This is a genomic window from Pseudoxanthomonas sp. Root630 (assembly GCF_001427585.1).
Taxonomy (GTDB): Bacteria; Pseudomonadota; Gammaproteobacteria; order Xanthomonadales; family Xanthomonadaceae; genus Pseudoxanthomonas_A.
Map to the genome: position 1 here is coordinate 320,979 of NZ_LMGY01000012.1, position 14,237 is coordinate 335,215.

At 69.7% G+C, this 14,237-nt stretch carries 9 protein-coding genes; all 9 read left to right on the plus strand.

Annotated features, from left to right (window positions below; translation table 11 throughout):
* Positions 1-32 precede the first annotated feature (32 nt).
* The 9 genes from ASD72_RS07615 to ASD72_RS07655 all read left to right on the plus strand — a co-directional run bounded on the left by ASD72_RS07615 (position 33) and on the right by ASD72_RS07655 (position 14,223).
* A complete protein-coding gene (locus ASD72_RS07615) occupies positions 33-2,228 on the plus strand; it encodes an SUMF1/EgtB/PvdO family nonheme iron enzyme (protein WP_081420208.1) in 2,196 nt (731 codons plus the stop codon).
* Complete coding sequence (locus ASD72_RS07620) at positions 2,228-4,069, plus strand: beta-L-arabinofuranosidase domain-containing protein (RefSeq protein WP_056879328.1); 1,842 nt, start codon at positions 2,228-2,230, stop codon at positions 4,067-4,069. The genes ASD72_RS07615 and ASD72_RS07620 overlap by 1 nt, the downstream gene beginning before the upstream one ends.
* 121 nt (positions 4,070-4,190) lie before the next feature.
* The gene (locus tag ASD72_RS07625) at positions 4,191-5,378 is read left to right on the plus strand and encodes a CoA transferase (protein ID WP_056879329.1); all 1,188 of its coding nucleotides are present in this window, start codon (positions 4,191-4,193) and stop codon (positions 5,376-5,378) included.
* Positions 5,379-5,498: 120 nt separating this feature from the next.
* Complete coding sequence (locus ASD72_RS07630) at positions 5,499-6,224, plus strand: TorF family putative porin (protein ID WP_235577967.1); 726 nt, start codon at positions 5,499-5,501, stop codon at positions 6,222-6,224.
* 120 nt (positions 6,225-6,344) lie between these two features.
* A complete protein-coding gene (gene kdpA, locus ASD72_RS07635) occupies positions 6,345-8,159 on the plus strand; it encodes a potassium-transporting ATPase subunit KdpA (protein WP_056879331.1) in 1,815 nt (604 codons plus the stop codon).
* 10 nt (positions 8,160-8,169) lie between these two features.
* Positions 8,170-10,230: a potassium-transporting ATPase subunit KdpB gene (gene kdpB, locus ASD72_RS07640; protein WP_056879332.1), complete on the plus strand. Its 2,061-nt coding sequence runs from the start codon at positions 8,170-8,172 to the stop codon at positions 10,228-10,230.
* A gap of 9 nt (positions 10,231-10,239) precedes the next feature.
* Complete coding sequence (kdpC, locus tag ASD72_RS07645) at positions 10,240-10,833, plus strand: potassium-transporting ATPase subunit KdpC (RefSeq protein WP_056879333.1); 594 nt, start codon at positions 10,240-10,242, stop codon at positions 10,831-10,833.
* Between the two features lie 25 nt (positions 10,834-10,858).
* Positions 10,859-13,504, plus strand: coding sequence for a sensor histidine kinase KdpD (locus tag ASD72_RS07650; protein WP_056879334.1), 2,646 nt, complete (start codon positions 10,859-10,861; stop codon positions 13,502-13,504).
* On the plus strand, positions 13,501-14,223 hold the full coding sequence (locus ASD72_RS07655) for a response regulator transcription factor (protein ID WP_056879335.1): 723 nt from the start codon (positions 13,501-13,503) through the stop codon (positions 14,221-14,223). Before ASD72_RS07650 ends, ASD72_RS07655 begins: the two co-directional genes overlap by 4 nt.
* Positions 14,224-14,237: the final 14 nt, after the last annotated feature.

Sequence of the window (14,237 nt, forward strand, 5' to 3'; positions counted from 1 at the left end):
CCCGATCCATCGTCCCGATCCAAGATCCCCCCATGAGCACTCCCACTTCCTCCGATCCCAACCATCCCCGCGATCCCGCGGGTCACGACGACACGCACGTGGTGAAGACCGAATACAAGTTTTCCCACGTCACCACCCAGCGCTACCTGCCCACGCCGGGCAAGGCGCCGGGCTGGCCGTTCGCCGACATCGGCCAATGGAAGATCGATGCGAATGCGTCGGCCGACGATTGGGTCGCCGAACTGAAGGACTGGCGGCGCGAGCACCTCACGCGCATCGGTTACGACGATGCCAACTACCGTCGGCCGGAACTGCAGTGGGCGCAGCGCAACTTCGTGCATGCGCAGGTGATGGTCGAGGACCGGTACCTCTACGATCCCGTCGCGGGCCGCTACACGGTCGATCGCTACCTGGACGATCTGGAAACGCGTTTCGGCGGCCTGGACAGCGTGCTGCTGTGGTGCGTGTATCCCAACATCGGCGTGGACGACCGCAACCAGTTCGACCTCGCGCACAGCCTGCCGGGCGGGCTGGAGGCGCTGCGCGGCGCCGTGGCCGATTTCCACCGCCGCGGCGTACGGGTGTTCCTCACCACCATGCCGTGGGACAACGGTACGCGCGACCAGGGCGAGCCGGACTGGCAGGCCATCGCGAAGATCGTCAAGGCGGTCGGCGCGGACGGCATCAATGGCGATACGTACAACGGCGTGCCGCGTGCGTTCTTCGACGCCTGCGATGCGCTGGGGCATCCCGTGGTCGTGCAGCCGGAATCCACGATCAGCGCCGAGGAGCACCTGATCTGGAACGTGCAGAGCTGGGGCAAGAAGGCGCCGAACGAAGTCGTCCCGCCGGTGGCGAAGTTCAAGTGGCTGGAACCGCGCCACATGATCAATTACGAGAACCGCTGGGGCCGCGACCGCAACCACGACCTGCAGTACATCTTCTTCAACGGCGTGGGCTACAACGCGTGGGAGAACGTGTGGGGCCTGTGGAACCAGCTGACCCCGCGCGATGCCGAATCGCTGCGCCGGATCGCCACGATCTACCGCCGCTTCGCCCCGTTGCTGGTCAGCCTGGACTGGCGCCCGTACGAGCGCACGCTGCAGGCCGGCATCTTCGCCAGCCGCTTCCCGGGCGAGGGCCGCACGCTGTGGACGCTGGTCAACCGCCACGAGTACGCCATCGCTGGCGAACAGCTCGCCGTGCCGCATGTCGACGGCACGCGCTATTTCGATCTGTGGAACGGCACAGCGCTCCAGCCGCGCATCATCGATGGCCAGGCGATCCTGGAGACGACCCTGGAAGGCCGCGGCTTCGGCGCGCTGCTGGCGTTGCGCGCAGGCGTGGCGGAAGAAGGCCTGGAGGTATTCCTTGCGCAGATGGCCGCGCACGCCACCACGCCGCTGGCGTCGCTGTCCGCGCGATGGACCGCACTGCCGCAGACGTTGCAGCCGATTGCCGCGACCGCGGCACAGGCCACCGCACCGGACGGCATGGTGGCGATCCCCGCCGGCGAGTTCCTGTTCGCGGTACAGGGCATCGAGATCGAAGGACAGGTGTGGGAAGGGGTGGACGTGCAGTTCCCGTGGGAGCCGACCGCGCGGCGCCACCATCGCCAGCGGATGCAGGTCGCGGCGTTCCACATCGATCGCCACCTGGTGACGAATGCGCAGTTCAAGGCCTTCATCGACGCCACCGGCTATGCGCCGCGCGATGCGTTGAACTTCCTCCGCGACTGGCATGACGGCGCCCCGCAGCCCGGCTGGGAAAACAAACCCGTCACCTGGGTGTCGCTGGACGATGCGCGCGCCTACGCCGCGTGGGCGGGCAAGCGCCTGCCGCACGGCTGGGAATGGCAGTACGCCGCACAGGGCCCGGATGGCCGCCTGTATCCGTGGGGCGATGCCTGGCGCGACGATGCGGCGCCGCCCGTGTTCCGCGGTCGAACCTTGCCGCCGCCCGCCGATGTCGGTGCATTCCCGGCGGGTGCCAGTCCGTTCGGCGTGATGGATCTGGTGGGGCACGTGTGGCAATGGACCGACGAATTCCACGACGAGCACACGCGCGCGGCCATCGTGCGCGGCGGTAGCGACTACGAGCCGCGCACCTCGCACTGGTATTTCCCCCAGGCCAAACGGTTGGACCAGCACGGCAAGCTGCTGCTGATGGGCCCGGGCAAGGACCGTTCCGGCCGCATCGGTTTCCGTTGCGTGGTGGATGCGGCGTGATGACGAAAAGCACCACGGCTGCGTCGTCTGTCGTACTTGGCGGTGTCCTCGGCGCGGCTCTCGAAGCCAACCTGCGCGGCCGCCTTTCGCACTTCATCACCGCGCCGGACAGTCCGGCCATCGTGCTGTTCTCGCCCGAGCTCCGCGCACGCAACACCGAAGGCGACTGGTACGGCGAACATGCCGGCAAATGGCTGTCGGCCGCCGCCCGCGCCTATGGCCGCAGCGGCGATGCGACGCTGGGGGCGCACCTGCGTGCGGTGGCCGACTACCTGCTGTCCGTGCAGGAAGCCGACGGCTACCTGGGCACCTACGCGGAAGAGCGCCGCTTCATCCATCCGCAGCCGCCGAAGCCGCCCAGCTGGGACGGTGCGCCGGCGCTGCGCACCTGGGACATCTGGGTGCATGCCTACCTGATCCTCGGCCTGGTCGAAACCGCGCGCGCCCTGCAGGATCCGCGCTACACGCAGGCCGCCGCGCGTATCGCCGACCTGTGCGCGCAGGCGCTGTCTTCCGGCATCGACATCACCACGCTCGGCAACCACCACGGCATGTCGGCCACGGTGCTGATGGACGCCGCGCTGGAGTTGCATGCGGAAACCGCGGAGCCGCGTTTCCTCGCGCTCGCCCGGCGCGTACTGGAGCAGGCGAACGCGCACCCCGCGCTGCGCCTGCTGCCCGCGCTCGACGCCGGCGCCGATGCCTCCGAGATCGCCACCGGCAAGGCCTACCAGCTGCTCTGGAACCTGGTCGCGCTGGTGAAGCTGTGTCGCGCCACCGGCGATGCCGCCCTGCGCGACACGCTGGAGCGCATCTGGCAGAACATCCGCGAGCACCACCTGACCCTGGGCGGCGGGCCGTGGGGCGGTGTCGCCCATCGCTCGCGCGAGGTCTTCAACGCGCGCGGCAGCTTCAGCCCGAATGCCTACGTGGAAACCTGCTCGCTGCTGTCGTGGATCCAGTTCAACCGCGAGCTGCTGCAGCTCACCGGCGAGGCGCGCTTCGCCGAAGAGATCGAGCGCACCGCGTACAACGACCTGCTCGGCGCGCAGGCGCCGGATGGCGAGGACTGGTGCTACTACTCGTTCCCGAACGGGCGACGCGTGCACACCACCTACTGGCGCTGCTGCAAGTCCAGCGGCGCGATGGCGGTGGAGGAACTGCCGTCGCTGGCGTATGCCGTCGAGGGCGACACCGTCCGCGTGCAGCTCTACGGGCCCGGCGAAGCGCGCCTGGCGCACCCACAAGCCGGGACGGTGGTGCTGCGCCAGCACACCGGATATCCGTTCGATGGCGACGTGTCGCTGGACGTCCATCCCCAGCGCGACGCGACGTTCGACCTGCAGCTGCGCATTCCGTCCTGGGCCGAGGGCGCCACCGTGTCGGTCAATGGCGAGCCCGTGGAGGCGGCGGTCGTGCCCGGCAGCTTCCTCATCCTGCGCCGCCTGTGGCGTTCCGACGACCATGTGCAGCTGGCCTTTCCGCTGCGACCGACGCTGCACCGGAAGGTGCTGCGCAACGTGCAGGAATCGCGCGCGCCGGACGGTTCCGAGGTGCGCCAGCAGGTGCTGGACCTGCATTACGTCGGGCTCACGCGCGGTCCGTTGGCCTACGCCACGGGCCTGATCGACGGCTTCAAGACGGAAGAGACCGTCCGTCTGCCCGACGGCCCGCAGGACGACTGGCTGCAGGTGCTGCCGGTGACCGACGGCGAGGAGGGCGCGGCCATTTCGCTGCAGCCCGCGAGCCGGCCGCCGCTGCTGTTCTGGCCGTACTACCGTGCGGGTGGGCGGCACGACGGCGCCTGGCGCCTGACCTGGCTGTCGCTGCCGCCGCCATGACCGTCCGCGCGCTCGCAAGAATTTGTGGCAGCAGAAGCTACGGCCGCTGGCTGTATCGCGCCCGCCCCGTGGCACAGACTGGCCATCGCCGTTGCGGCGGCGGCTGAAGGAGCCCTTTTCCATGGACAATCCGTCTCCCTTCCGTTCGCGGCTGCGCACGGGTCCCGCCGGTCCGCTGAGCGGGGTCAAGGTGCTGGACCTCAGCGCCTACATCGCCGGACCGTACGGCTGCACGCTGCTGGCCGACCAGGGCGCCGACGTCATCAAGGTCGAGCCGCCCGATGGCGACAACCTGCGCCAGTACCCGTCCACGCTGGAGCGCGAGAGCCGTGCCTTCCTCGGCGTGAACCGCAGCAAGCAGGGGATCGCGCTCGACCTCAAGCAGCCCGCCGATCACGCGGCATTGCTGCGCCTGGTGCGCGAGGCCGACGTGCTGGTGCACAACTTCCGTCCCAGCGTGCCGAAGCGGCTGGGCATCGATTTCGACAGCCTGACGGTGATCAACCCGCGGCTGATCTACTGCGCGGTGACCGGCTACGGCGAAACCGGGCCGATGAAGGACAAGGCCGGCTACGACCAGGTGCTGCAGACCATGACCGGCATGTGCACGCTGCAGGGCAAGCGCGGTGGCGCACCGGAAATCATCTACGGCTCGGTGGTGGACTATTACGCCGCCGCGCTGCTCGCCGCCGGCGTGTCGTCGGCGCTGTACGAACGCGAACGCAGCGGGCGCGGGCAGTTCGTCGGCGTGTCGCTGTTGCGCAGCGCGCTGACCATGCAGTCGGCGCGGATGATCTGGGCCGAGGGCGAAGCGCTCGACATCGGCCGCGACATGCGCTCCGGCGGCGTCACGGGTATCCACCCGGCGCGCGAAGGTTATCTCTATCTCTCCGCCAACACGCCGCGGTTCTGGAAGGCGCTGTGCCGGCTGACCGGCCTGGACGCGCTGGCCGACGATCCACGCTACGACAGCGTGCGCAAGCGCGCCGCGCATGCCGCGGAGATCGTGCCGCAACTGCACGACGCGCTGCAGGCGCGCACCGCGATGGAGTGGGAAGCGCAGTTCGGCGACGAGGTTCCGTGTGCGGCGGCGCGGCGCGTCGAAGACATGTTCGAACATCCGCAGGTGCTGGCCGAAGACATGGTGGCCGAGATCGCGCATCCCGTCGTCGGCAGCTACCGCGGCGTCACCCGGCCGATCGCGTTCGGGCGCACGCCCGGTCCCGAGCCGTTCGCCGCGCCGGTGTTCGACCAGGACGCGGAGCACGTGCTCGGCACGCCGTCACCGAAGGCGCGCACCGCCGGCTGAGGCAGGGCGCGCGGCTTTACGCCGAATTTACGGCGGTGCGCGGGAAGCGCATGGCGGCTTTACGCCGGGCAGGACCAGACTTTCGCGGTCGGCGGAACGTCTTCCGCCTGGATCGCACCGATGTCTTCCTCCTCGTTCCTCCCGCGCAGGCCGATGCCTGCGCGCCTCGTCGTTTCTTCCGTCGCCGCCGGCTTGTTGCTGGCGATGGCATCCGTCGCGCAGGCCGCCACTTTCAATGGCTCCGGCGCGCTCACCACCGATTACGTCTGGCGCGGTACCACCCAGACCCAGGGCGACCCGGCGGTGCAGGCCGGCTTCAAGGCTGCGGCCGACAACGGCCTGTATGGTGCGGTGTGGGGCTCGAACGTGGAGTTCGCACCGGACACCCACGCCAGCAGTGAAATCGACGTCACCGTGGGCTGGGGTGGAGCGCTGTCGGACGACTGGGCCCTCGACCTCAACCTGACCCACTACCGCTATCCGTCCACCACGGTCGACCTCGACTGGACCGAGGCCATCGGCACGCTGACGTGGAAGCAGAACTACTGGGCGCAGCTGGGTTACTCCACCGAGGCGCTGGCCACCGATGAAGCCGGCGCCTACGCCCAACTCGGCGCGAAGTTCCCGCTGAACGACCAGCTCCGCCTTGAAGCCGCCGCTGGCTATTACTGGCTGGACGACGTCTACGACGACAGCTACGCGCATGCGCAGCTGGGCGCGGTGTGGGCGTTCAAGGCACCGTTCGAGTTGCGGGTGACGGCGCATGCCACCGACAGCAGCGCGAAGACGCTGTTCCCCGGCCTGGCCGGTTCGCGCGTGGAAGCGGCGCTCCAGGCCGCGTTCTGAGCATCGCCATGGTCACCGACTTCCTTCATCTGCTGCTGGCCCTGGCGGGCGTGCTCGCCGGTGCCGGTCTCCTGTTCCTGCTGATCACGCGGCGCGCACGCGCCCCGATGGACGACCTCCATGACTGAATTCTTCCTTGTATTCGCGCTGGCCATCGCGCTGGGCTGGCCGCTGGGCCGCTATCTCGCCGCGGTGATGCGTGGTGCGCCGATGCGCGGCGATGCGCTGTTCGGATGGATCGAACGACCGCTGTACCGCCTACTCGGCGTCGATCCGGCGCAGGGCATGGGCTGGAAGGCGTACGCGAAAGCCTTCCTGCTGAGCAACCTGGTGCTCGGCGTGCTGACGTGGTGCGTCTTCATGACCCAGGCGTGGTTGCCGCTCAACCCCAACGACGCGCCGAACATGCGCTGGGACCTGGCGCTGCACACGATGGTGTCGTTCCTCACCAACACCAACCAGCAGCACTATTCAGGCCAGGCGCAGTTGTCGCACCTCGCGCAGATGACCGGCATCGTCGGCCTGCAGGTGGTCACGCCGATGATGGGTCTGGCGCTGGTGGTGGCGACGTTGCGCGGTATGTTCGGTGGGCGATCGGGCGCAAGCTCGTCCGATGCCCTATCGGCATCGGATGCGACCGTGAGCGCCCGGCCACGGATGGCCGGGCAGGACGTTCCGGAGCACGCGATGTCTCGCCATGGACGGCCATCGCACGACGTGTCGAAGCAGCATCACGGCGAAGCCGACGTCGGCAACTACTGGGCCGACGTCCTCCGCCCGACCGTGCGCCTGATGCTGCCGCTGTGCCTGGCATGGTCGCTGCTGCTGACCTGGCAGGGCGTGCCGTCCACGCTGCAGGGCGGGCCGGTGGCGACGCCGGTCGATGCGTCGGCGCAGATGGCCGAGCAGAAGATTCCGGTCGGCCCGGTCGCGCCGATGGTCGCGGCCAAGCAACTGGGCACGAACGGCGGCGGCTGGTACGGCCCCAACAGCGCCGTACCGCTGGAGAACCCCACGCCGTTCTCCAACCTGCTGGAAACGCTGGGCATCGTGCTGATTCCGGTCGCCATCGCCTTCATGGTGGGCAGCTTCACCGGCCGGCGGAAGTTCACCGCGCTGGTGTTCGGCACCATGCTGACGATGTCGCTGGTGTCGACGGGCGCTGCACTATGGTCCGAAAGCCTGTCCGGCACCTCCACCGACATCGCGCTGATGGAAGGCAAGGAAGTCCGCTTCGGCGATGCGCCGTCCGCGCTGTGGGCCGCCGTCACCACGCAGACCTCGAACGGCTCGGTCAACGCGATGCACGACTCGCTGGCGCCGCTGACCGGGCTGGTGACGCTCGGCAACATGCTGGTGAATGCGATCTGGGGCGGCATCGGCTGCGGCCTGCAGCAGTTCCTCGTCTACCTGCTGCTCAGCGTGTTCCTCGCCGGCCTGATGACGGGGCGCACGCCGGAACTGTTCGGCCGCAAGATCGAGGCGCACGAGGTGAAGCTGCTCGCCGTACTGGTGCTGCTGCAGCCGCTGGCGTTGCTGGCCTTCACCGCCGTCACGCTGGCGGTGCCGTCGATCACCGGCAATTCCAACCCGTCTTTCCACGGCATCAGCCAGGTGTTCTACGAGTACACCTCGGCCTTCGCCAACAACGGCTCCGGCTTCGAGGGCCTGGGCGATGCGACCTATTGGTGGAACCTCAGCACCACGCTGATGCTGCTGCTCGGCCGCTATCCCGCGCTGATCATTCCGCTGGCCATCGCCGCCTCGCTCGCCCGCAAGCGCGCCGCGCCCGACGGCCCCGGCACCCTCCAGGTGGAAACCCCGACCTTCGCGCTCACCCTGATCGCCGTGGTCGTCATCCTGACCCTGCTGCAGTTCATGCCCGTACTGGTCCTCGGCCCGATCGCCGACCACCTGGCCTTGAGCGCGCTCTGAGAACACCGACATGACTCCTTCCTCCTCACGCTCTTCCGGCCGCGCGCCGGTCCTGCTCGACGGCGCCGGTGTCCGCACCGCGGTGATCGCGTCGTTCGCCAAGCTTGCCCCGCAGCACGCCTTCAAGAATCCCGTCATGGCCGTGGTCTGGCTGGGCACGCTGCTGACGGCCGGGCTGACGCTCGCCGGCACCACCGCGCCCGGCATCGGCTGGGCGGTGACCGCGCTGCTGTTCGTCACCGTGCTGTTCGCCAACTTCGCCGAAGCCGTCGCCGAAGCGCGCGGCCGCGGCCAGGCCGCCTCGCTGCGGCGCGCCCGCAAGGATCTCGTCGCCCGCCGCGTGGATACGCCGCTCGGCGGCACGGAACGCCGCCTGCCTGCGGCGGACCTGAGACCCGGCGATTACGTCATCGTGTCCGCCGGCGAACAGATCCCGGCCGACGGCGAGATCGTCAAGGGCCTGGCCACGATCAACGAATCCGCCGTCACCGGCGAATCCGCGCCGGTGCTGCGCGAAGCCGGCACCGACCGCAGCGGCGTGATCGGCGGCACCAAGGTGCTGTCCGACGAGATCGTGGTGAAGATCACCGCCGAGCCCGGCCACAGCTTCCTCGACCGCATGATCGCGCTGGTGGAAGGCGCCAACCGGCAGAAGACGCCGAACGAGATCGCACTCGGCCTGCTGCTGGTGACGATGACGCTGACCTTCCTGATCGTCGTGGTCACGCTGCCCTTCATCGCCGGCTTCGTCGGCGCCAGGCTCGATCCGCTGCTGCTGGTCGCGCTGCTGGTCTGCCTGATCCCCACCACCATCGGCGGCCTGCTGCCGGCCATCGGCATCGCCGGCATGAACCGTGCGCTGGCCGCCAACGTGCTGGCCAAGTCCGGCAAGGCGGTGGAAGTGGCGGGCGACATCGATGTGCTGCTGCTGGACAAGACCGGCACCATCACCCACGGCGACCGCCAGGCCACGCTGTTCCATCCGCTGGCCGGCATCGACCGCGAACAGCTGCGCGACGCGGCGATGCTCGCCTCGCTCGCCGACCCCACGCCGGAAGGCAAGTCCATCGTGCGCCTGGCGCGCGAGCAGGGCGCCACCCTCGACGAACCGGCGAAGGCGCAGTTCATCGCCTTCACCGCGCAGACCCGCATGTCCGGCGTGGACCTGCCGGACGACGGCCGCGGCCATGCGCGCGTCATCCGCAAAGGCGCGGCCGACGCGATCCTCAAGCATGTGCAGGCGCACGACGGCACCGCGCCCGCCGAACTCAATGCACGCGTGGAACAGGTCGCCCGCAACGGCGCCACGCCGCTGGTCGTCAGCGACGGCAACCACGTGCTCGGCGTGGTCGAACTCTCCGACGTGGTCAAGCACGGCATCAAGGAAAAGTTCGCCCACATGCGGGCGATGGGCATCCGCACCGTGATGATCACCGGCGACAACCCGCTGACCGCCGCCGCCATCGCGGCCGAAGCCGGCGTGGACGATTACATCGCCGAGGCGCGCCCCGAGGACAAGCTGGCGCGCATCCGCCAGGAACAGGCCGGTGGCCGCCTGGTCGCGATGGTCGGCGACGGCACCAACGACGCACCGGCGCTGGCACAGGCCGACGTGGGCCTGGCGATGAACTCCGGCACGCAGGCGGCGAAGGAGGCGGGCAACATGGTCGATCTGGATTCCGACCCGGCCAAGCTGCTGGAGGTCGTCGAGGTCGGCAAGCAGCAGCTGATCACGCGCGGCGCGCTGACCACGTTCTCGCTGGCCAACGACGTGTCGAAGTACTTCGCGATCCTGCCGGCGCTGTTCGCGGCCGCGATCCCCTCGATGGGTGCGCTCGACGTGATGCGGCTGTCCAGTCCCACGAATGCGGTGCTGGCGGCGTTGATCTTCAACGCCATCATCATCCCGTTGCTGATCCCGCTGGCATTACGCGGCGTGCGCTTCCGGCCGGCCGGCGCCACCGCGCTGCTGCGCCGGAACATGCTGGTCTACGGCGTGGGCGGCGTGCTGTTGCCGTTCGCGGCCATCAAGCTCATCGATCTGTTGCTGGCCGCCATCACCGGCGCCTGAGGAATTGCCATGATTACCGCTTCCGCTTCCGCCGCCACACCGGGCGCGCTCCGTCCATCGCTGATGCTGGCCGCCGTCTCGCTGCTCGGCTTCGGCCTGCTGTACTCGCTCACCGGCACCGGCCTGGGCCGCACGCTGTTCCCAGACCAGGCCACCGGCAGCCTGATCGAACGCGAGGGCCGCGTGATCGGTTCCTCGCTGGTTGCGCAGCCATTCACCGGCGATCGCTACTTCCAGTCGCGCCCATCGGCCGCGAACTACGACACGATGGCGCTCGCCGGCAGCAATCAGGCGCGCACGAACCCCGACCTGCGCGCCCGCATCGACGAGGCGCGCGCCACCGTCGCCGCACGCGAGCGCGTGGCGCCGTCCGACGTCCCCGGCGACCTGGTCACCCAGTCCGGCGGCGGCATCGATCCGCATCTGTCGCCGGCCGCCGTGCGCATCCAGATCGCCCGCGTCGCCCGCGCGCGCGGTGTCGATGCGGCCACGATCGAGCGCCTTGTCGCTTCGCATACCGAGGCCCCGCAGTTCGGCGTCCTGGGTGCACCGAGGATCAACGTGCTGGAACTGAATCTGGCGCTCGATGCGCAGGCGCGTTGAGCCGTTCCACGCGCACAATAGGCTCATGACCGATCCCCGCCACCGCCAGGCCGACGCCCTGATCGACCACTTGCAGCGTGAGCGGGGTGGGCGGTTGACCGTGTTCCTCGGCGCGGCGCCGGGCGTGGGCAAGACGTACACGCTGCTGTCGCGGGCGCGTGAGCTGCGCCGGCAGGGCCAGGACGTGGTGGTGGGGATCGTCGAGACGCACGGACGCGCCGAGACCGCCGCGCTCACCGAGGGGCTGGAGATCCTGCCGCGCAGGCGCGTGGCCTACCAGGGTCGCTGGCTGGAGGAGATGGACCTGGATGCGCTGCTGGCGCGCCGTCCGCAGATCGCGCTGGTGGACGAACTGGCCCACCGCAACGCACCCGGCAGCCGCCACGAACGACGCTGGCAGGACGTGATCGAACTGCTCGATGCCGGCATCGACGTGCACACCACCGTCAACATCCAGCACCTGGAAAGCCTCAACGACGTGGTCCACCGGATCACCGGCGTGCGTGTCAGCGAGACCGTGCCGGATGCTGTGTTCGACCGGCTGCGCGACATCGTGCTGGTCGACCTGCCACCGCGCGAGCTGATCGAGCGACTGCACCAGGGCAAGGTCTACCTGCCCGAGCAGGCGGCGCAGGCGCTGCAGGCGTTCTTCTCGCCGTCGAACCTGATCGCGCTGCGCGAGCTGGCCATGCAGACCGCCGCCGACCGCGTGGACGCCGACCTGCGCGAAGACCAGGCCGCGCGTGGGCTGCCGGGCCTGCCGCTGCGTCGGCGGGTGCTGGTCGCGATCGATGGGCTGGGCCAGTCCGAGTACCTGGTGCGCGCCGCGCGCCGCATCGCCGAGCGCCGCGACGCGCCATGGAGCGTGGTGACGGTGCAGGTTGCCGACGCGGTGGACGACGCGCGCCAGCGCGAGATCGACCAGGCATTCGCGCTGGCGCGCCGCCTCGGCGCGGAGACCGACGTGCTGCGCGGTGCGCGCATCGCCGACGCGCTGCTCGACCACGCCACCCAGAGCGGCGCGTCCACGCTGGTGCTGGGGCGCACGCGCGAGCGGCCGGTGGCGCGCATGTTCAACCGCACGCTGACCCAGCAGCTCCTGCAGCGCGGCGCGCATTACGAACTGGTCATCATCAGCACGCCGGAAGCCCGTGCCCGCGCGCGCCGCGGCGGCACGCGCCTGTCGGACCTGCTGGGCCGGCACGACCTGGTCTTCGCTGCCGTCGCCTCCGTCCTGGCGGTCGGTGTCGCCGCGCTGGCCGAGCGCTGGGTGGGGTTGGACGACCTGTCGATGGTGTTCATCGTCGCGGTGGTGCTGGTGGCGGCGCGCACGCGCATGACGGCCGCGGTCGTCGCCGCACTGCTGAGCTTCCTGGCCTACAACTTCTTCTTCATCGAACCGCGCTTCACCCTCAACATCGGCGCGCGCCAGGGCGTGATGACGGTGGTGTTGTTCCTGGTGGCGGCGCTGGTCGCCGGCCGGCTCGCGTCGCGCCTGCGGATGCAGGTGGTGGCGCTGCGCGCGGCCAATGCACAGGCGACCGCGCTGCAGGCGCTGGGCCGCGACCTGGCGGGGGCCGCCGACCTGGGGCAGGTGCTGGCCGCGGGCCGCAAGGCGCTGTCGCGCGCGTTGTCGGCCGAGGCATGGCTGCGCGTGCAAGGACAGGAAGCGCCGGCGCACGCGGTGCTGTCCGAGATCGACCGCGCGGCGGCGGACTGGGCGCAGCAGCACGGGCAGCCCACGGGTCGCCACACCGACACGCTGGCGGGTGCGGCGCACTGGTTCCTGCCGTTGCGCGGCGACCGCGACACCCTGGGGGTGCTCGGCCTGCGCTTCGACGATGCGGCGCGCCTGTTGCCGGAGCAGCGTCGTCTGGCCGAGGCGATGGCCGAAGACATCGCGCAGGCGGTAGTGCGCACGCGACTGGTCGCCGAACTGGAAGACGCGCGCGTCAGTGGCGAGACCGAGCGCCTGCGCTCGGCGCTGCTGTCGTCGGTGTCGCACGACCTGCGTTCGCCGCTGGCCTCGATGATCGGTTCGGCCAGCAGTCTGGCGAGCTACGGACAGCAGATGGGTGAAGAGGACCGGCGCAGCCTGCTCGACACCATCCAGCAGGAAGGCGAGCGACTGGACCGCTACATCCAGAACCTGCTCGACATGACCCGCCTCGGCCATCGCGGACTGACCCTCAATCGCGACTGGATCGGCGTGGACGAACTGCTGGGCTCGGCGGTCACGCGCTTGCAGCGCTACCAGCCCGGCGTGCGCGTGCAGACCGCGGTCGCCACGGACGTGCCGCCGGTATGGGTGCACCCGGCGCTGATCGAGCAGGCGGTGTTCAACGTGCTGGAGAACGCCGCGAAGTTCTCGCCGCCGGACGAACCCGTGCAGATCGACGCGAAGCTGGTCGACGGTGGGTTGCGCATCGACGTGCGCGATCGCGGGCCGGGCATTCCGGAAGACGAGCGCGCGCGCATCTTCGACATGTTCTACAGCGTGGAGCGCGGCGACCGCGGCCGCCATGGCACCGGCCTGGGTCTGGCGATCTGCCAGGGCATGGTGGGCGCGCACGGCGGCAGCGTGCAGGCGCTGCCGGGGCCCGATGGCCGCGGCACGGTGATCCGGATTACCCTGCCGCTGCTGTCGCCCACGCCCCAGGAACCGGCTTGACCTACACCGCGCCACCGCCCGCGTCCGCACCACCGGCCCGCATCCTGGTGATCGATGACGAGCCGCAGATCCGCCGCTTCCTCGACATCAGCCTGCGCGCGCAAGGCTATGTGGTGGCGCTGGCCGACAGCGGCCGTGCCGGGCTGGCCGAACTGGCCGCGCATGGCGCCGACCTCGTCGTGCTGGACATCGGCCTGCCCGATCTCGACGGCCACGGCGTGCTGCGCGAGCTGCGCCAGTGGTCGCAGGTGCCGGTCATCATGCTGACCGTGCGCGACGGTGAGGCAGAGAAGGTCGCCGCACTGGATGGCGGCGCCAACGACTACGTCACCAAGCCGTTCGGCATACAGGAACTGATGGCGCGCATCCGCGGCCTGCTGCGCGCCCGCATCGCCCCGGCCGACGCGGCGATGCCGGTGTTCGACGATGGCCACCTGCACGTGGACCTCGGCCGCCGCGAAGTGACGCTGGACGGCGAACCGGTGGTGCTGAGCCGCAAGGAATTCGCCCTGCTCGCGCTGCTGCTCCAGTACGCCGGCCGCGTGGTCACGCAGCCCCAACTGCTGCGCGAACTCTGGGGCCCCACCCACCAGGACGACACGCATTACCTGCGCATTCTCGTCGGCAAATTGCGACAAAAGCTGGGTGATGACGCGACGGCGCCAAGGTATATCGCGACGGAGCCGGGGGTGGGGTTGCGGTTCATCGCCGTAAGCTAGGACACTAAAAACTC

Bases quoted from the DNA above. Each gene is read 5' to 3' on its own strand.
- ASD72_RS07625 (WP_056879329.1), top strand. From the start codon at position 4,191: ATGGACAATCCGTCTCCCTTCCGTTCGCGGCTGCGCACGGGTCCCGCC.
- ASD72_RS07620 (WP_056879328.1), top strand. From the start codon at position 2,228: ATGACGAAAAGCACCACGGCTGCGTCGTCTGTCGTACTTGGCGGTGTC.
- ASD72_RS07650 (WP_056879334.1), top strand. From the start codon at position 10,859: ATGACCGATCCCCGCCACCGCCAGGCCGACGCCCTGATCGACCACTTG.
- kdpB (WP_056879332.1), top strand. From the start codon at position 8,170: ATGACTCCTTCCTCCTCACGCTCTTCCGGCCGCGCGCCGGTCCTGCTC.
- kdpA (WP_056879331.1), top strand. From the start codon at position 6,345: ATGACTGAATTCTTCCTTGTATTCGCGCTGGCCATCGCGCTGGGCTGG.
- ASD72_RS07630 (WP_235577967.1), top strand. From the start codon at position 5,499: ATGTCTTCCTCCTCGTTCCTCCCGCGCAGGCCGATGCCTGCGCGCCTC.
- ASD72_RS07615 (WP_081420208.1), top strand. From the start codon at position 33: ATGAGCACTCCCACTTCCTCCGATCCCAACCATCCCCGCGATCCCGCG.
- kdpC (WP_056879333.1), top strand. From the start codon at position 10,240: ATGATTACCGCTTCCGCTTCCGCCGCCACACCGGGCGCGCTCCGTCCA.